We start from the raw sequence: 18,532 nt of genomic DNA, 5'->3' as shown, positions 1-18,532 counted from the left end.
GGCCCGCCCAATCACCGCAATTCTCTTAAACCACCGCCGCCCGACGCTGCACGAACCGGTCGACATACTCATCCGCAGGCGAATGCAGGATCTCTCGTGGCGTGCCGACCTGGATCAGGCGGCCGTCCTTGAGGATCGCGATGCGGTTGCCGATGCGCACGGCCTCGTCGAGGTCGTGGGTGATGAAGACGATGGTCTTGTGCAGGGTCTTTTGCAGTTCCAGCAACTGGTCCTGCATCTCGGCGCGAATCAACGGATCGAGGGCGCTGAACGCTTCGTCCATCAGGATGATGTCGGTGTCCGCCGCCAACGCCCGGGCCAAACCTACACGCTGGCGCATGCCGCCGGAGAGCTGGTGCGGGTATTTGTTTTCGTAGCCCTTAAGGCCCACGGTGTTGATCCAATGCAGCGCGCGCTCGGCACACATCTGCTTACTCTCGCCACGGATTTTCAAGCCGTAGGCGACGTTGTCCAGCACGCTCTTGTGCGGCAGTAGGCCAAAGCTCTGGAACACCATGCTGATCTTGCGCCGGCGAAATTCGCGCAGGGCTTCCATGTCGTATTGCAGGATGTCCACGCCATCCACCAGGATCGCGCCGCTGGTCGGGTCGATCAGGCGATTGAAGTGGCGGACCAGGGTGGATTTGCCGGAACCGGACAGGCCCATGATCACGAAGATCTCGCCGCTGCCGATGCTCAGGGACAAATCGTTCACGCCGACCACGCAGCCGGTTTCGGACAGCACCTGATCCTTGGTCTTGCCCTGGCCAACCATCGCCAGGGCATCCTTGGCGCGGTTGCCGAAAATCTTGAAGACGTTCTTGACTTCGATCTTGCTCACGGTTGCGTTGTTCATTTGCTCACCTCATGCCGTGCACGACCGTACGCCTGTGTAATGCGGTCGATCACCACTGCCAGAATCACGATCGCCAGGCCGGCTTCCAGCCCGCGTCCGACGTTGAGGGTCTGAATCCCCACCAGCACGTCTTCACCCAGGCCACGGGCACCGATCATCGAGGCGATCACCACCATCGACAGGGCCATCATGGTGGTCTGGTTGATCCCGGCCATGATGCTTGGCAGGGCCAGCGGCAATTGCACACCGAACAGTTGCTGCCAACGGTTGGCACCGAAGGCGTTGATGGCTTCCATCACCTCGCCGTCAACCTGGCGAATCCCCAGGTCGGTCAGGCGGATCAGCGGTGGCGCGGCGTAGATCACGGTGGCGAAAATCGCCGGGACCTTGCCCAGGCCGAACAGCATCAGCACCGGGATCAGGTACACGAAGCTCGGCATGGTCTGCATGATGTCCAGCAACGGCATCAGCACCGAACGCAGGCGATTGCTGCGGGCCGAGAGGATGCCCAACGGGATGCCGATCAGCACCGAAATGACCGTGGCCACCATCATCAGCGCCAGGGTCTGCATCAGCTTGTCCCAGAGGCCGACCGCGCCCACCAGGAACAGCAAGCCGACGATGACCGCCGTGGTCACCACTTTGCGGGTCGCGTGCCAGGCAACGCCCGCCACGATCGCCAGCATCAGCCACCAGGGGGCCGCACGCAGCAGCCCTTCAAGATTGACGATGGCCCACAACAGGGTGTCGGAGATGCTGCGGAACACATCGCCGTAGTTGGTGACCAGCGAATCGACCCAACCGTTGACCCAGTCGGCGATGGAAAAGGTAAAGCTTTCGGGAAACATAAGAGACTCTCAATCAAGGGGTTGCGATCAAGCATCCGACTGCCGCTGCCGACAGCCGGAGAAGCCCAACCTACAAGGCCGCGTCGATTTTCTTGGCTGCGTCTTCACTTACCCAGGCGTGCCAGACTTCAGGATGTTCCTTCAAGAAGATCTTGGCCAGTTTTGGCGACTCGATCCGCTCTTTGGTCATGCGGCCCAGGTTCTGGTTCAGCAGGTCGATTGGAATGTTGACCTTATCCAGTACGGCCACCAGTTCCGGCGCCTCTTCGTGGAAAGTCTTGGACAGGCCGACCTTGATGGTCACGGTCTTGTTCACGCCGGGCTTCTCTTCGAGCTTCACGACGTCGACCTGACCCATCAACGGCGTTGGCGACCAGTAGTAGAACAGGATCGGTTCGCCACGCTTGTAGCTCGACAGCACGGCGGCATCCAAGGCCGGGCCGGTGCCTGGGCGGAAGTTGGTGTAGGTGCTTTCCAGGCCGTAGCTTTTCAGCATTTCACTGTTGTCCAGCTCACAGGTCCAGCCGGCCGGGCAGTTATAGAAACGCCCTTTGGATGGCTCTTCGGCGTCCTTGAACACGGCAGAGTATTTGCCCAGGTCAGCGATATTTTTCAGGTCCGGGGCCTTGGGTTCCAGCTTACGCTTGGCATCGCCTTCGATCACGTAGCGCGGCACGTACCAGCCTTCGATCGCACCGACGACCGGAGCGCCGACACCGACGACCTTGCCGGCCTTCTCGGCCTTGTTCCAGACCTCGCTGCGGCCGACCCACTCTTCGGCGAACACCTGGATATCGTTGCTGCTCAGGGCGTTTTCCATGGTGATGGAGTTACCCGGCAGGCTGTCGGTCTTGCAGTCGTAGCCTTTTTCCAGCACGACTTGCATCACGTCGGTCAGCAGCATGGCGCTTTCCCAGTTCAAGCCGGCGAATTTCACCGGTTTGCCTGACTCGCACCAACCCGCCGCCTGAGTGGCGCCGGCACTGGCCAGCAGGCCCATGGAAAGCAATGTGGTCAGCAGGGTCTTGTTCGATTTCATTGTAGTGACGCTCCTAATCATGAATTGGCTTACGGCAGTCAAGAGGCATCCAGCCCTGTCCACGTCCAATCAGGCCTGCGCCGCAGCGCGACCGGCCCCGCTTGTTTTAGGTTGTACAACGCTGTCCTGCTCGAGCGGCAGAATCAGGTGATCAGGTACTGCTCCGTGCCATTTTTTCGCACACACGTAATACAGGGCTGCGGGAATCACCAGACCGATAATCCAGGAAATATCCACACCACCCAGGGCATCCACCAGCGGACCGGTATAGAACTTGGTGGCGATGAACGGCAGCTGCACCAGCACACCGAAAACATAGACGCTGATACCGAGGGTGTTCCAACGGCCGTAGCGACCGTTCGGATCAGCCAGCGCCGGTACGTCATAGCGCTCGCGGGTGATGCAGTAGTAGTCCACCAGGTTGATCGCACTCCAGGGAGTAAAGAACGCCAGCAGGAACAGGATGAAAGACTTGAACGCGCCGAGGAACGAGTGCTGACCGAGCAACGCCATCAGGGTCGCAGCACCGACGATGCCCAGCACGAAGACCAGACGCTGCAAGTGCGTTACCTTCAGGTCACCACGGAAACCGCTGATGATGGTCGCAATGCACATGAAGCTGCCGTAGGAGTTGAGCGTGGAGATGGTGACCTTGCCGAACGCAATGCTGAAATACAGCAGCGCAGCGGTGGCACCGGTACCGCCCAAACCAACGATGTAGGCCACTTCGTGGCCGGCGAATTGTCCGTTGGCCGAGGCAGCGGCAAGCACGCCGAGGATCATCGCCACCTGTGCGCCAATCACCGAACCTGCGCCAGCGGCGAAAAAGGTTTTCACCGAGGAAGTCTTGCTCGGCAGGTAGCGTGAATAGTCAGCCACGTAAGGGCCGAAGGCGATCTGCCAGGACGCCGCGAGCGACACCGCAAGCAGGAAGCTGCTCCAGCTGAAGTGGCGGATTTCCAGCAGTGCGCCAACGTCAGTCTGGCTCATCAAACGGCTGAACAGGTAAACGAAGGCAATCACACCAATGACGCTGGCAACACGGCCAATCCAGTGGATCACCCGATAACCGAGTACCGTGACCAGCACGATGACACTGGCGAAGATGAGGATACCGACGGTGTCACTGACACCAAACAACTGGCCCAGTGCCTGTCCGGACAGCACGGTGCCCGTTGCAGTGAAGCCCAGGTACATCAGGCAGACCAGCACGATCGGGATGGCCGCGCCATAAACGCCGAACTGCACCCGGCTGGAGATCATCTGCGGTAGGCCAAGCTTGGGCCCTTGCGCAGCATGCAGTGCCATGACGCCGCCGCCGATCAGTTGGCCGATCAACAGACCGATCAACGACCAGAACACGTCACCGCCCAACACCACGGCCAGGGCCCCGGTGACAATCGCGGTGATTTGCAGGTTGGCACCCATCCACAGGGTGAACTGGCTGAACAGACGACCGTGTCTTTCCGCTTCCGGGATGTAGTCGATCGAACGTTTCTCGATCAACGGTTTGTTGCCTGCACGTTCGCTGCTGACAGCCATGGTTCAACCTCTGTGGATTGTTTTAATTGTTCTATCGGGTTACTCGGCCCCTGTGGGAGCGGGCTTGCCCGCGATGACGTCGGCATGTTCAACATCAATTCCGACAATGCCGCCGCCATCGCTGGCAAGCCAGCTCCCACAGGTTTGTTTATTTACCGGTAATCATCGGCAGGTTCAGCCCTTGTTCCTTGGCGCAGTCGATCGCGATCTGGTAACCCGCATCGGCGTGGCGCATGACGCCGGTCGCCGGGTCGTTGTGCAGCACGCGCGCGATACGCTCGGCCGCTTCATCGGTACCATCGCAGACAATCACCATGCCCGAGTGCTGGGAGAAGCCCATGCCGACGCCGCCGCCGTGGTGCAGGGACACCCAGGTCGCGCCGCTTGCGGTGTTGAGCAGGGCGTTGAGCAGTGGCCAGTCGGACACGGCATCGGAACCGTCCTGCATCGATTCGGTTTCGCGGTTCGGGCTGGAAACAGAACCGGAATCCAGGTGGTCGCGACCGATCACGATTGGCGCCGACAGCTCACCGCTGCGCACCATTTCGTTGAACGCCAGGCCCAGCTTGGCGCGCAGGCCCAGGCCAACCCAGCAGATACGTGCCGGCAGACCCTGGAAGCTGATGCGCTCACGCGCCATGTCCAGCCAGTTGTGCAGGTGGGCGTCGTCCGGGATCAGCTCTTTTACCTTGGCGTCGGTCTTGTAAATGTCTTCGGCGTTGCCCGACAGCGCAGCCCAACGGAACGGGCCGATGCCACGGCAGAACAGTGGACGAATGTAAGCCGGTACGAAGCCTGGGAAGTCGAATGCGTTTTCCACGCCTTCTTCCTGGGCCATCTGACGGATGTTGTTGCCGTAGTCGAAAGTCGGGATGCCCATTTTCTGGAAATCCAGCATCGCTTTAACGTGTACGGCCATCGATTGCTTGGCGGCTTTGACCACGGCAGCAGGCTCGGTCTTGGCGCGAGCGCGGTACTCTTCCCAGGTCCAGCCCGCTGGCAGGTAGCCGTTCAGTGGGTCGTGGGCGCTGGTCTGGTCGGTGACCATGTCCGGACGCACACCGCGACTGACCAGTTCCGGCAGGATTTCAGCGGCGTTACCCAGCAGGGCGATGGAGATCGCTTTGCCTTCCTTGGTGTATTTGGCGATGCGTGCCAGAGCGTCGTCGAGGTCTTTGGCTTGCTCGTCGACGTAGCGGCTGTTCAAACGGAAATCGATGCTGACCTGCTGGCATTCGATGTTCAGCGAGCAAGCGCCGGCCAGGGTTGCAGCCAGGGGTTGAGCGCCACCCATGCCGCCCAGGCCAGCGGTCAGTACCCACTTGCCGGTCAGGTCATCGTTGTAGTGCTGGCGACCAGCCTCGACGAAGGTTTCGTAGGTGCCCTGGACGATGCCCTGGCTGCCGATGTAGATCCAGCTGCCGGCGGTCATCTGGCCGTACATGGCCAGGCCTTTGGCGTCGAGTTCGTTGAAGTGTTCCCAGCTGGCCCATTTTGGCACCAGGTTGGAGTTGGCGATCAATACGCGCGGGGCATTGGCGTGAGTCTTGAACACGCCGACCGGCTTGCCGGATTGCACCAGAAGGGTCTCGTCGTCGTTCAGGTTGGTCAGGCTCTCGACGATCTTGTCGTAGCATTCCCAGTTACGTGCCGCACGACCGATACCACCGTAAACCACCAATTCCTTAGGGTTCTCGGCGACTTCCGGGTCGAGGTTGTTCATCAGCATGCGCAGCGGCGCTTCGGTCAGCCAGCTCTTGGCGGTCAGCTTGTTACCGCGGGCAGCGCGGATTTCAACGTCACGAAACTTGGTAGTTTTATTGTCAGTCACGAAAAAGACTCCTCAGCGATCAATCCAAACCAACCCTGGCGGTGGGTAAGCCAGCCTGTGCGCGTCAACGCGCCACAAGCGAATCAGTGGACGTTGCGGGGAGTCTCGATCGACTCATACGCATACGTCTTTACTTGTACATACAAGCATATGCAATCAAGCGGCCAACTTGTTGGATGGGCATTCAAGAAAAATTCTGAAACGGCTGGAGCGCGCCTGGATCAAGGGTTTCGACGTAGATGAAAATTTACGAGGGGATTTTTTGAGGATGGGTGGCGTTGTTACTTGAGCGTGGTTTTGCGCCACGCTGGGGCGTTCGGTAACAAAGTGGTGCGCGTACGGGAACGCTGAAAAGCAAAAGATCGCAGCCTTCGACAGCTCCTACAGGGTTTACACCATTCAATGTAGGAGCTGCCGAAGGCTGCGATCTTTTAAGGATTTTGAATCAGCGTGCAGTTAGCTCAATTACACAGCATGAGCCATTGCTGGAGACTTCCAACAGCCCGGTGTTACCGACAAGTTGCAGGCAATCATGACGACCCAGTTGCGAAGCACTGTTACCGACCTTCACCTCCAGCGCATCGCTGACGCTGAACACCAGCACAGTCCCCGCCTCGCTGAAAAACCGCTGCTCACCGCTCAGCCATTGCAGCCGTGCGCTGTAACGCTTCGGCGCATAAATCAGGTTGAAATCGCGGATCGGCCCACCCAGCAAAGTGCAGGACACTTGGCTTTCGCCGCTGAAGGCAAACGGATCGATCGGTAACAACGGCCGCGTGACCTGACCGTCCACCGACAAGGTCATGCCGTCGCCCTGCAGTACGGTAATGATCCGCTCGTAACCGGCGAAAGTGGAAAACCCGCCCGACTCGCCGATGTCGGCAATCGACAGGCGCCAGCCGAAACCGTCCAGGCCAGTGCCGGCGTCGCGAGTGATTTCTTCGGTACTGCCGCCGCCGTTTTTCCACGGCATGCGCGGGTAATCTTTGGCGCGTAAAACTTTCAGCTCATTCATTTGTGGAACCGACCTTCCAGACGATGACGGGAACCGGGGTGAATCAAGCGAGCGGCGGTCACCGGCTGACGCCCCGACCAGGTGCGGCGACGGATCAGCAGGCACGGCTCGCCTTTTTCAATCTGCAGCAACTTGCATTCGGACGGCTCGGCCAGAATCGCCTCGACCACGTGCTCGCCTTCGGTCAGCGGCGCGACCTGGTTCAGATAGGCGTACGGCGTTTGCAGGGTGAAGTCCTGCTTGAGGTAGTCGGGCGCCACCAGCGCGTTGACGAAACGGTCTTCGATTTGCACCGGAATGTCGTTTTCGAAATGCACGATCAGCGAGTGGAACACCTTTTGCCCTTCGCGCATGTCCAGCGCCAGGGCGCGTTCGGAGCCGGCGGCCTCTTCTTCAAGGGTAATCACCTTGCAGGTATGGCGATGGCCACGGGAGGCGATTTCGTCGGCGATGTTGTGCACTTCGAACAGGGCGGACTGGCTTTTCGGCTCGGCGACGAAAGTACCGACACCTTGCATGCGCACCAACAGACCGTCGGCGGTCATTTCGCGCAACGCGCGGTTGATGGTCATGCGGCTGAAGCCCAATTGGCTGACCAGCTCGCTTTCCGACGGAACGCGGTAGTGCGGCGGCCAGTTACCGCTGTCGATTTGCTGGGTGATCATTTGTTTGACGCGGGCGTACAGGGGCGCCGGACTGTCGCCCATGTTCGCGGCCAACGGGGAGACTGGAGGCGGAGTCGGCACGGTTATTCCTTGGTCGTTTGATTGATGTCGCTAGCTTGCCGGAGTTTACCGGGCAGGCAAACGTCTGTATATGTATATACAAATAACACACGATGGGGTGCTGAACCATGTCCGCCTTCTTTGCCGAACGCGCGCTGCTGCCTAACGGATGGGCCAACAATGTACGTCTTGAGGTCAGCGCCGATGGCGTCCTGACCCATATCCAGGCCGATTCCCATGCAGATGACGCCGAACGGTTGAGCGGTCCGCTGCTGCCAGGCATGCCGAACCTGCACTCCCACGCCTTCCAGCGGGCAATGGCCGGGCTGGCGGAAGTGGCAGGTAACCCGAATGACAGTTTCTGGACCTGGCGCGACCTGATGTATCGCCTCGTCGGAAAAATCAGCCCGGAACAACTCGGCGTCATTGCCCGCCAGCTGTACATCGAAATGCTCAAGGCCGGTTACACGTCGGTCGCGGAATTTCATTATGTGCACCATGACCACAACGGCCAACCTTATGCCGACCCGGCTGAACTGGCCCTGCGCATCAGTCAGGCAGCCAGCGAAACCGGTATTGGCCTGACCCTGCTGCCGGTGCTCTACAGTCATTCCGGTTTCGGTGGCCAGAGCCCGAACGACGGCCAGCGCCGCTTCATCAACAGCACCGAAAATTACCTGAAGCTTCAATCGCGCCTGCAACCCCTGCTGGCTCAGCAGAAGGCCCAGTCCCTGGGTTTGTGTTTCCACTCATTGCGCGCGGTCACGCCGCAACAGATCAGCGAAGTGCTGGCGGCCAGCGACAAGCAATGCCCGGTGCACATTCATATCGCCGAACAGCAGAAGGAAGTCGAAGACTGCCTGAGCTGGAGCGGTCGTCGTCCGCTGCAATGGCTGTATGAAAATACCGAAGTCGATCAGCGCTGGTGCCTGGTCCATGCCACCCACGCCAACCCGGAAGAAGTCACGCTGATGGCCAAGAGTCGCGCCATCGCTGGCCTGTGCCTGACCACCGAAGCCAACCTGGGCGACGGGATTTTCCCCGCAGTGGATTTTCTCGCCCAGGGCGGGCGCATGGGCATCGGTTCCGACAGCCATGTGTCGTTGAGCGTGGTGGAGGAACTGCGTTGGCTGGAATACGGGCAACGCTTGCGCGATCAGCGTCGTAACCGGTTGTACGGCGCGGACCAGCCGATGGTCGGCCGCACACTGTATGACGCAGCACTGGATGGCGGCGCACAAGCGCTGGGTCAGCCGATTGGCGCGCTGGAAGTGGGTAACCGCGCGGATTGGCTGGTGCTGGATGGCAACGATCCGTATCTGGCGACCGCCAGTGGTGACGGGATTCTGAATCGGTGGTTGTTTGCCGGTGGCGATCGTCAGGTGCGTGATGTGCTGGTCAATGGCCAGTGGGTGGTGCGTGACGGGCGGCATGCCGGGGAAGAGGAAAGCAATCGCGCCTTCACTCAGGTCCTGCGCGAACTCTTGGGCTGAAACCCTGCTACTGATCGTTCCCACGCTCTGCGTGGGAACGATCATGTGTTAACCGTCAGTCCGAGGTCTTCGCCATCTGCGTATCCGACGCCCGCCAGATCAGCCGCGTGGTGTCATAGCCCTGCTGACGCGCCTTGCTCAGCAATTCTTCACGCACGACACCGTTGACGGTCGGTGTGCGCGCCAGCAACCACAGGTAACGACGACTCGGGTCGCCGACGATAGCAGTCTTGTAGTCATCGCTGACGTACAACACCCAGTATTCGCCCTTCGCCACGCCCGGTATCAACCTTGAAAACCAGGTATCGAATTCGACCCACAGTTTGTCGCTCTTGCCTGGGACTTGTGGATACGCCGTGCCCTTGACCTCTTCCCATTGCCACTGTGCCGTCAGGCAGCGATTCAACACCGCGACGTTACCGTCAGGCTTGAGCGTGTAGTGGGCTTCGGATTGCGCGCAGTCGCGCTGGAAGTACATCGGCATTCGCGCCAACTCGTACCAGGTACCTTGATAGCGCTTGAGATTGACACTGTTGGCGGTTTTGGGCGCCAACGGGTCCTGGCCAGAACTGGCACAACCGGCCAACACCAGGCCGGCAAAAAGCAAGATCAATAACCGCTTCATTGTTTTTCTCCCGTGGGCCTGTGGCCCCGGTTTACTTCAGGCCTTGGCCGGAAAACATCAACACTTTGTCACCGGCGAACTGCACGCTGATAAAGCTGTTCTTGTCGCCCCATGTGCAACTGGACATGCCGAGCGCGCCCGAGCAATCGGCAGGTTTACCCAACAGGGTTTCAACATCGGCCTTGGCCATTCCTGACTCCAGCTTGGAGTAGTTTTCCTGATTGACCTTGCTGCACGCAGCCAACAACACGCAAAACGACAGCAGGGCGATGGATCGCAGCGACATGTGAAACTCCACGGACGAGGGTATTGGCATGACTGCCAAGCTGAACCTTAGAAGAGAAAACCCCAGTCTGGTTCCCTTCCCGACGGGCTATTTATCAGGCCGCTCGTCTGCCTTTGCGCGAATTTTCAACCACTTCGTCCTGCTGCCGGGTATTTCGTCGTTTTTTGCATAAAGCGCCTAATCTTTGGCGCCGTCCAGTCGACATACAGGCAACGCAAAGCCACGCTCGTGACATTTGCCTCCCTTTTGTTGACCAGTTCTCCTGCGGTAGCTCATCCAATGACCAGAAACATGAAATTCAGCCACAAGATCTTGTTGGCTGCCGCCCTCGTGGTGGCCGTCGCATTCGCTTGTTTCATCCTGTTCAACGACTATCGCCAGCGCCAGACCTTGCGCAGCAGCACCGAAGCCTCGATGCAGGAACTTGGCAGCCTGACCACCAGCAACATCCAGACCTGGCTGGAAAGCCGCATGCAGTTGCTGCAATCCATGGCCCAGCAGGTCAGCGCCGACGGCAATGCCCCTGCCAGCCTGAAACGCATCATCGACCTGCCCGCCTACACCGGCAATTTCCAGCTGAGTTACTTCGGTGGCGCCGATGGCGTGATGTTCTCGGTCCCGGCGGGCAATCGCGCGGCAGACTACGACCCGCGCGCCCGCGGCTGGTACAAGGCTGCCAACAGCGCACAACAGACCATCGTCACTGAACCGTACATCGCCGCTTCTTCCGGCAAGCTGGTGATCACGGTGGCAACGCCGGTTCAGCGCCAGGGCCAGATGATTGGCGTTGCTGGCGCCGACATCGACCTGTCCAGCGTCAGTGCAATCATCAACTCGCTGAATTTCGGCGGCCACGGCCATGCCTTTATCGTGGGCGCCGACGGCAAGATCCTGATTCACCCGGACAGCAAATGGGTGCTCAAAAACCTCACCGACGCTTACCCCAACGGTGCGCCGAAAGTCAGCCCGGGCATGAAGGAAGTCGAGATCGATGGCAAGAGCCAGTTCATTTCCTTCACCCACGTCAACGGTGTGCCGTCGGCGGATTGGTACGTGGCACTGGTGCTGGATCAGGACACCGCGTTCTCGATGCTGAGCGAATTCCGCACCTCGGCGATCATCGCCATGGTGATTGCAGTGCTGATCATCATCACGTTGCTGGGCATGCTGATCAGTGTCCTGATGCAGCCGTTGCTGACCATGGGCCGTGCCATGCACGACATCGCCGAAGGCGAAGGTGACCTGACCAAACGCCTGACCATCCACGGCCATGACGAATTTGGCGCACTGGGGCTGTCGTTCAACCGTTTCGTCGAACGCATCCACACCTCGATCAGCGAAGTGTCCTCGGCCACGGGCCAGGTCAACGAAGTGGCGCTGCGCGTGGTCGCCGCGTCCAATTCGTCGATGTTCAACTCCGACCAGCAAGCCTCGCGCACCAGCAGCGTGGCCGCCGCGATCAATCAACTCGGCGCCGCCGCCCAGGAAATCGCCCAGAACGCCGCCCTCGCCTCGCAGCATTCGAGCGATGCGCGCGCGCTGGCCGAAGAGGGCCAGCAGGTTGTGGATAAAACCATCTCGGCGATGCACCAGCTGTCGGCAAAGATCAGCGATTCGTGCGGCAACATCGAAACGCTCAACAGCAACACCGTCAACATCGGGCAGATTCTGGAGGTGATCACCAGCATCTCCCAGCAGACCAACCTGCTGGCGCTCAACGCAGCGATCGAAGCTGCGCGTGCTGGTGAAGCCGGACGTGGTTTTGCGGTGGTCGCCGACGAAGTGCGCAACCTCGCCCACCGCACCCAGGACTCGGCGCAGCAAGTGCAGAAGATGATCGAGGAACTGCAAGTCGGCGCCAGGGAAGCGGTAACCATCATGACCGACAGCCAGCGTCAGAGCGAAAGCAGCGTTGGCATCGCCAACCAGGCCGGCGAACGCCTGGGCAGCGTGACCCAGCGCATCGGCGAGATCGACGGCATGAACCAGTCCGTGGCGACGGCAACTGAAGAGCAGACGGCCGTGGTGGAATCGATCAACGTCGACATCACCGAGATCAACACGTTGAACCAGGAGGGTGTGGAAAACCTGCAGTCGACCTTGCGCGCGTGTGCTGACCTTGAACAGCAGGCGGCGCGGTTGAAGCAGTTGGTCGGCAGTTTCAGGATCTAAGGCGCTCTAACCGACCTCATCGCGAGCAGGCTCGCTCCCACAATGGATCGCCGCCGAGCACAAATTTTGTGTCCCTGTGGGAGCGAGCCTCCTCGCGATGACGGCATCAGTAAAGACGAACCGCTCTATTCATCACTGGTCGACCCGCACTGACACAAGACTGAATTAAGACTAAACTCAGTCTTACTCATTCCGTCGGGGAGCCACGCCATGAAGCTTTCATCTCAAATCAAGCCAATCAGTTATTTGAAAAGTCATACCGCGGAAATCGTCAAAACACTCACTGAAAGCCGCGAGCCATTGGTGATCACCCAAAACGGTGAAGCCAAACTGGTAGTCATGGACGTGAAAAGCTTTGAAGAGCAAGAAGACACGATGGCCCTTTTAAAGCTTTTGGCGATGGGTAATCGTGAGATTGAGGAAGGTAAGTTTCGCGATGCCGAGGATGTTTTCGCTGACCTGGACAAGGCTGACCATCAATGAGTTTAACGGTCGTCATTCTTCAATCCGCCGAAACAGACTTGAAAGAACTCCGCACCTATCTCATTAAAAACTTCTCAAGCCAAACCTGGCAAAGCACTTACTCGAACCTGAAAGCTGCCATCCGCCATTTGGGGGAGCAACCCTATTCAGGGTCGGTACCGGAAGAAATCGAGAAGCTGAATCTCAGCCAGTATCGACAGATCCTCTCAGGAATGAACAGAGTCATTTATGAGGTTCGTGAACAGACAGTCTTCGTTCACATCATTGCCGATACGCGAAAAAGCCTGCCAACGTTACTGATGAAGCGACTGCTACAAGGCAATCCTGACGGGCGTTTTTAGAAACGTGACCCTGGCCTGGAAAGAAACGCCAATTCCTCAGCCGTACTCTCTCGCCCCAACACCGCATTGCGATGCGGAAACCGTCCAAACTGCGCAATCACCTTCTGATGCCGCTCGGCAAAATCCAGGTAATCGGCAAACAACGCCCGATCACTCTCCGGTTGTTGCGCCACCAGATCGATGTAGCGCGAGACGCCTTCGTTCTGCACCGCGAGGTTCTCGCTGTGTTCGAACACCAGGAGGATGAACACTTGCTGAATCGGTGATAACTGCCGATCAAAATCCGCGGCAATGCCTTGGGCGACCAGTTTCTGGGCCCGCAGATCACCGGAAAAAGCTTTGGGGGTGTCGCGAAAGATCATGCGCGGGAGTTGATCGAGCAACAGTACCAGTGCCAGCCAACCTTCGGGACGTTGCATCCACTCGGTCAATCCGCCGGCCAGTGCCTGCTCGACCTGGCCCCCGAAACGCTCGCGCGCCTCGAGGTCCTGGCTGTCACGCTTGCCAAACCATAACTTGCCCTTGTCAGCCGCAATTGCCCTGGCTGTTTCGACTGTACCGAACCACCAATCAAGCAACGGCTGCCAGGGCGCGTTCATGGTTTATTCCTTGTGGTAAGCCGTCACGCGTGCGACTTCTTCTTTCGAGCCCAGGAACACCGCTACGCGCTGGTGCAGGCCTTCAGGCTGGATGTCGAGAATGCGCTGGTGACCGTTTGTGGACGCGCCGCCCGCCTGTTCCACCAGGAACGACATCGGGTTGGCTTCGTACATCAGGCGCAGTTTGCCCGGCTTCGACGGCTCGCGGCTGTCGCGTGGGTACATGAACAAGCCACCACGGGTCAGGATGCGGTGCACGTCGGCGACCATCGCGGCAACCCAACGCATGTTGTAGTTCTTTTTCAGCGGGCCTTCATCGCCTGCCAGCAGTTCGCCAACGTAGCGCTGTACCGGTGCTTCCCAGTGACGCTGGTTGGACGCGTTGATGGCGAACTCCTGGGTGGTTTCAGGAATGGTGATGTTTTCGTGGGTCAGTACGAAACTGCCCATTTCACGGTCAAGGGTGAAACCTTTCACGCCGTCGCCCAGGGTCAGGATCAACATGGTCTGTGGACCGTAGATCGCGTAACCGGCGGCCACTTGCTGGGTACCTGGCTGCAGGAAAGCCTTTTCGTTCAAGGGCTCGTTCTGGCTCAGGTATTCGTTCGGGCAGCGCAGTACCGAGAAGATGGTGCCGACCGGGGCGTTGATGTCGATGTTCGACGAACCGTCCAGCGGGTCGAATACCAACAGGTACGCGCCTTTCGGGTATTTGCCCGGGATCTGGTAGGCATTGTCCATTTCTTCGGACGCCATGCCGGCCAGGTGACCGCCCCATTCGTTGGCTTCGAGCAGGATCTCGTTGGAGATCACGTCGAGCTTCTTCTGCACTTCGCCCTGGACGTTTTCAGTGCCCATGCTGCCCAGAACGCCACCCAGGGCGCCTTTGGACACGGCGTGGTTGATCTCCTTGCAGGCACGCGCCACCACTTCGATCAGGAAGCGCAGATCGGCAGGAGTGTTGTTGCTGCGGGTCTGCTCAATCAAATAGCGACTCAAGGTAACGCGGGACATGGAAGGCTCCGGAGGAATGGGGGACTAAAAACCCGCGCAGTTTAACGCGAGTCGGGGCGCATTTCCTCCTATCAGACGTGATCGGCTCAAGAGAGTTCATGCGCGGGGTTCAGCGTAGTAGGAAACTGCCTTCTTTTGTAGAAGCAGGTTTGCTCGAAAATGGTGCGCAGCGCCAGCCATTTTCAGGTGTTGGCTGGCGGCTTGCGCAGCAGACTGAACGCCATTGCCGCCAGGAAGAACACGCCAAGCAACAACACCGCCCACAAGCCAAACTTCTTCCAGTCGGTGCCCGCCGATGCCGGCACGGTCGGCACCATCGGGGGCACCGGCGCCCCGCCATCAACCGACGCCTGGCCCAACGTCGCCAGCTTGGCCGCGCTGTAATCCGGAATCAGCGTCGACAACGGCAAGCTCGCCGCCTTTACCGTCGCATTGCCCAACGCCAACCTGTAAGGTCCAGGCCCCCGCACCAGAAACACCAATTGCGTCGCCCGCACGGCAAACTTCAGCGTTGGCGCTTGAGCGCCCAAGCCACCACCGCGCTCATCCACGGTCAGTTTCAACTGTTGCACGGGCAGCCCGGGTAACTGCAATTGGTTCTGCACCACATCCTCGCCACTCTGGGTCAGGCGATAGAGCAAGCCATTGTTCAATGGTTGCCACGGCAAGCTGCTATCGCGACGCCCAGACAGGATGACCGGCGCCAGGCTGTTGGGTTGACTCAACTCGACCTGTACTCGCTCGACGCTCAGCACCCTCGGTAACTGCCAGGTGTATTCCCCTGCCTTCACGCTACTGCCGTGCAACTCGTTGGACCAGACCAACGGCAGCGGCAAGCTGCGCACGCTTTGCAGCTGCGCCGATGTCAGTGTCGGTGCTGATTGCGGCGTGTCCCACAGCAAGCGCAGATAGCGTGCCGACTGCCCCGGCAGGCCGACCTCAAGCTGCTCGACCCGTTCATCGGCAAACGTCAGCCGCGCCAGTTGCCCCTCGCCCCAGGACTGCCAATGCTGCAAATCGTCGCTGGCCTCGATACTGAACCGCTGGAAGCCATCGCGCTCGCTGGTCCAGTCGAGGATCAGCTGCTGCAACGGCGCCTTGATGGCGCTTGCATCCAGTAGCCAGCCACGTAACGCTTCCTCCCCCACCTCCAGCTCAGTGGAAGGCTGCACCTGAACCAGGGTGCCATTGGCATTCGCTTGCACCCGCACGTTCGGGGCATGTTCGGTCGCGTCCGCCGAGTCGTACAGCGGGAACCATTTGACGTCAGTCAGCGTGCGGCTGTCGTCAGTTTGTGCGCTGGCCTGTGACAGGGCATAGGCCAGCGGTTCGCCAGCGGCGTTGAACACACGCACATCACTGAGGTCGGTCTGCCGTGCGCTCAACTGCACGGCCAGGGGCAGCTCAAGGCGATACCATGGACCTTCACCGCTCACGGCCAATGGCACTTGCGTGGCGAAGTCCGCCGGTGCTTCCTGGGCAGAGACAGTCAGTGCCAAGCCCATTGCGATACCCAGCCAGACCAGGTTCAGCTTCTGACTCAAGACGACACTCCTTGGGTTTGCGGTGCCGGTTTCTCGGGATCCGCCACGGTTTCGACGCGCTTGGGTGGCAACGGGGCGAAATAGCCCACTACCAGCAGCAACACGCCAACGCCGATAAACGACACGATCCGCGCCAGCCCGCCACGGTTGCTCAATTCCACGAAGAACAATTTCGCCACCACCACGCCGATCAGGGCCGCACCGATCAACCAGACTTCACGGCGATGACGCAGATGACCACCAATCATCAAAGCCAGTGCCATCAAGGTCCAGACGATGGACAGGCCGGCCTGGACCCGCATGGATTGGAGCAAGGCCTCCAGCTCGAACGGCACGCCGCCCCAATGGTGAGCCGTGCGCATCACCAGGGCCGTGAAGAACAGGAACAACGAAACACCGACGATCAGTTGCGCAGCAGCGGCCACAGCAGCGGCATAGCGCCCGCGGATCGCCAGTTGCGCGGCCTCGCTGCGGGACCAGGCGTAGACGCCAAACAACGCAAGCAGCAGGCCCAAATCCAGCGGGTTGACCAGCGGTACATAGGGCAAGGGCTCAGCCTTGCCATCGCTGACGATATTGGCCAGCCAGAACCAGCCCAGCATCAACAATGCCAAAGGCGCGGCGGCATACACACGGTATTCGCGAGCGTAGGCCGACACCGGCCAGGGCCAGGCACGGGGCGCCGCCATCAGCACCAGGTACAGGCTCGGCAGCAGCGCCCAGCCCAGCCAGCGCCAGGCGTTGTACTGTTCGGACAACAGCAGCAAGCCATAACGCAGCTCAAGCGCCAGCACACCGATCAGCAGCCAGCACCCGATTACGTGGGCACTGCTCAGGACAGCGCTCGGCAGCATGGGCGCCAAGCGCCGCAGGGAGACGAAATGCACGACGAACACCACGGCCCACAGCAGCCAACCGACGTTGGCCGCCGGATGAAATCGCGGATGCCAGGCGGCGAGCAACACCAGGCCGGCGGCCGGGATCAGCAAAGTGCAGAGCACACCCAGCGCCGGCCACGCCAGGCGCAGCGCCAACACGGCCCACAGCGCCACGCTGATTGCCGCGGCCGCCAGCATCAACGTGGCCTGCAGCGGCAATCGGGCAAACAGCAGCACTTCACTGACCCAAGCCAAGGCCCACCACCCCGCTCCCCACGCCAGCAATGTCCAGGACAAGCGCTGCAGGTTCACGCGATCGATCACCGTGACAGCAACGCCGATGTGCAAGCGCCACGCCCCGATCAACGCGACCAGGCCCAGCATCAGCGGCGACCAGAATCCGGCATGGGCCAACGGGCGCAAGCCTTCGCTGGCCAGCGGTTCAGCCACCAGGAACAACACGGCACCCAGCAACTGAACGACCAATGCACCCAGCAGGAATGTGGCCGAGGGCAGGCGCAGAGCGACGAACAACGTCAGCAGCCCGGCCAATGCCCAACTGATTGACGTGCCATGGGCGAAAAAGAACATCGGCGCCAGCAAGTAGACAAACGTCAGGCCGAGAGCGGCAAGGACCGGAGGGACATGGCGTTCCCAGGAGGAAGTCTGCCCAGGCAAGGCCTTGTGCAGTTGATGAAAGCTGAACAGCAATGCGCCGCCGAGCATCAACGCCCCCAGCGGCGTGCCCTCAAGCAGGCTGCTCTCGCCGCTGCGCAGTTCACCGAGAAACACCAGCGCCGCGCCCGCCTGCAACAACAAGGCAAACGCTCGGGCGAGCGGACGTTGCTGGCGCAGGCCCAGCCAGAAAATCCCCGCGCCTTCCACCGCCCATGCCGCGCTCGTCCACCGCGCATCCAGCCCCAGGGGAATCGCCAGGCTGGTGAAAATCACACCCAGCGCCAGGCAGGTTTCCGCCAATAGCAGTGCGCGACCACCCATCAGCCAACGAGCCAGGCCCAGATAGATCACCCCAAGCGCCAGGGCGCTGAACGCGGCAGCGAACTCCAGATGCTGAACCAGGGCGAACTGCAATCCAAAGCCAACCAACGGCGGACCGAACAGCAACGTGCCGTCGACGTAATCACCCTTGCGCGCGGACCAGCGCAACAGCGCTTCACGGCTTTCATCCTCGGGCGCGTCACCCATTTGCAGCAATTTACGTCGGGGGAACAACAAGCCGA

At 60.0% G+C, this 18,532-nt stretch carries 18 protein-coding genes and 1 pseudogene; 6 read left to right on the top strand and 13 right to left on the bottom strand.

Going from position 1 to position 18,532, the window contains the following annotated elements; genetic code table 11:
* Positions 1-25: 25 nt before the first annotated feature.
* The 7 genes from PMI35_RS20230 to hutC form a co-directional block, all read right to left on the bottom strand.
* The gene (locus tag PMI35_RS20230) at positions 26-856 is read right to left on the bottom strand and encodes a quaternary amine ABC transporter ATP-binding protein (protein ID WP_008058063.1); all 831 of its coding nucleotides are present in this window, start codon (positions 854-856) and stop codon (positions 26-28) included.
* Positions 853-1,704, bottom strand: coding sequence for an ABC transporter permease (locus tag PMI35_RS20235; RefSeq protein WP_008058061.1), 852 nt, complete (start codon positions 1,702-1,704; stop codon positions 853-855). Before PMI35_RS20235 ends, PMI35_RS20230 begins: the two co-directional genes overlap by 4 nt.
* 70 nt (positions 1,705-1,774) lie before the next feature.
* Complete coding sequence (locus tag PMI35_RS20240) at positions 1,775-2,743, bottom strand: ABC transporter substrate-binding protein (protein ID WP_008058059.1); 969 nt, start codon at positions 2,741-2,743, stop codon at positions 1,775-1,777.
* 69 nt (positions 2,744-2,812) lie between these two features.
* Positions 2,813-4,285: a purine-cytosine permease family protein gene (locus PMI35_RS20245; protein WP_008058056.1), complete on the bottom strand. Its 1,473-nt coding sequence runs from the start codon at positions 4,283-4,285 to the stop codon at positions 2,813-2,815.
* 148 nt (positions 4,286-4,433) lie between these two features.
* Positions 4,434-6,116 (bottom strand): urocanate hydratase, encoded by a 1,683-nt coding sequence (gene hutU, locus PMI35_RS20250; protein WP_008058053.1) that lies wholly within the window; start codon positions 6,114-6,116, stop codon positions 4,434-4,436.
* Between the two features lie 445 nt (positions 6,117-6,561).
* Complete coding sequence (locus tag PMI35_RS20255) at positions 6,562-7,131, bottom strand: HutD/Ves family protein (protein ID WP_008058052.1); 570 nt, start codon at positions 7,129-7,131, stop codon at positions 6,562-6,564.
* Positions 7,128-7,838, bottom strand: coding sequence for a histidine utilization repressor (gene hutC / locus PMI35_RS20260; RefSeq protein WP_162135916.1), 711 nt, complete (start codon positions 7,836-7,838; stop codon positions 7,128-7,130). Before hutC ends, PMI35_RS20255 begins: the two co-directional genes overlap by 4 nt.
* Before the next feature lie 146 nt (positions 7,839-7,984).
* Here hutC and PMI35_RS20265 point away from each other — a divergent pair, with 146 nt between their 5' ends.
* The gene (locus PMI35_RS20265; protein WP_008058051.1) at positions 7,985-9,349 is read left to right on the top strand and encodes a formimidoylglutamate deiminase; all 1,365 of its coding nucleotides are present in this window, start codon (positions 7,985-7,987) and stop codon (positions 9,347-9,349) included.
* A 55-nt stretch (positions 9,350-9,404) separates the two neighbouring features.
* On the opposite strand, the gene PMI35_RS20270 is transcribed toward PMI35_RS20265, so the two are convergent.
* Both PMI35_RS20270 and PMI35_RS20275 read right to left on the bottom strand, forming a co-directional pair.
* Positions 9,405-9,974, bottom strand: a complete 570-nt coding sequence (locus PMI35_RS20270; RefSeq protein WP_008058050.1) for a lipocalin family protein — start codon at positions 9,972-9,974, stop codon at positions 9,405-9,407.
* Between the two features lie 31 nt (positions 9,975-10,005).
* Complete coding sequence (locus tag PMI35_RS20275; RefSeq protein ID WP_008058046.1) at positions 10,006-10,260, bottom strand: hypothetical protein; 255 nt, start codon at positions 10,258-10,260, stop codon at positions 10,006-10,008.
* A 28-nt stretch (positions 10,261-10,288) separates the two neighbouring features.
* Between PMI35_RS20275 and PMI35_RS34610 the strand changes: the two genes are divergently transcribed.
* From PMI35_RS34610 to PMI35_RS20290, 5 genes and pseudogenes are all read left to right on the top strand, one after another.
* Positions 10,289-10,432 (top strand): hypothetical protein, encoded by a 144-nt coding sequence (locus tag PMI35_RS34610; RefSeq protein WP_008058040.1) that lies wholly within the window; start codon positions 10,289-10,291, stop codon positions 10,430-10,432.
* Between the two features lie 107 nt (positions 10,433-10,539).
* A pseudogene (locus tag PMI35_RS35865) lies at positions 10,540-11,574 on the top strand (HAMP domain-containing protein); the annotation flags it as partial.
* 93 nt (positions 11,575-11,667) lie between these two features.
* A complete protein-coding gene (locus PMI35_RS35860) occupies positions 11,668-12,432 on the top strand; it encodes a methyl-accepting chemotaxis protein (protein WP_370628229.1) in 765 nt (254 codons plus the stop codon).
* Positions 12,433-12,642: 210 nt separating this feature from the next.
* Positions 12,643-12,915: a type II toxin-antitoxin system Phd/YefM family antitoxin gene (locus PMI35_RS20285; RefSeq protein WP_008058036.1), complete on the top strand. Its 273-nt coding sequence runs from the start codon at positions 12,643-12,645 to the stop codon at positions 12,913-12,915.
* Positions 12,912-13,256 (top strand): type II toxin-antitoxin system RelE/ParE family toxin, encoded by a 345-nt coding sequence (locus PMI35_RS20290; RefSeq protein WP_008058035.1) that lies wholly within the window; start codon positions 12,912-12,914, stop codon positions 13,254-13,256. Before PMI35_RS20285 ends, PMI35_RS20290 begins: the two co-directional genes overlap by 4 nt.
* Here PMI35_RS20290 and PMI35_RS20295 read toward each other — a convergent pair.
* The 4 genes from PMI35_RS20295 to PMI35_RS20310 form a co-directional block, all read right to left on the bottom strand.
* Positions 13,253-13,855 carry a DUF924 family protein gene (locus tag PMI35_RS20295; RefSeq protein WP_008058034.1) on the bottom strand — a complete coding sequence of 201 codons (603 nt, stop codon included), beginning with the start codon at positions 13,853-13,855 and terminating at the stop codon, positions 13,253-13,255. The two genes, PMI35_RS20290 and PMI35_RS20295, sit on opposite strands and share 4 nt — an antisense overlap.
* Positions 13,856-13,858: 3 nt before the next feature.
* A complete protein-coding gene (locus PMI35_RS20300; RefSeq protein ID WP_008058033.1) occupies positions 13,859-14,869 on the bottom strand; it encodes a class 1 fructose-bisphosphatase in 1,011 nt (336 codons plus the stop codon).
* A 182-nt stretch (positions 14,870-15,051) separates the two neighbouring features.
* Positions 15,052-16,413, bottom strand: a complete 1,362-nt coding sequence (locus tag PMI35_RS20305; RefSeq protein ID WP_008058032.1) for a DUF3999 domain-containing protein — start codon at positions 16,411-16,413, stop codon at positions 15,052-15,054.
* The coding region (locus PMI35_RS20310; protein WP_008058031.1) for a DUF2339 domain-containing protein at positions 16,410-18,532 on the bottom strand (2,123 nt) is incomplete at its 5' end. The genes PMI35_RS20310 and PMI35_RS20305, both read right to left, overlap by 4 nt.

Origin of the sequence: Pseudomonas sp. GM78 (assembly GCF_000282475.1) — a bacterium.
Lineage (GTDB): Bacteria > Pseudomonadota > Gammaproteobacteria > Pseudomonadales > Pseudomonadaceae > Aquipseudomonas.
This window is presented reverse-complemented; position numbering and strand designations above follow the sequence as displayed.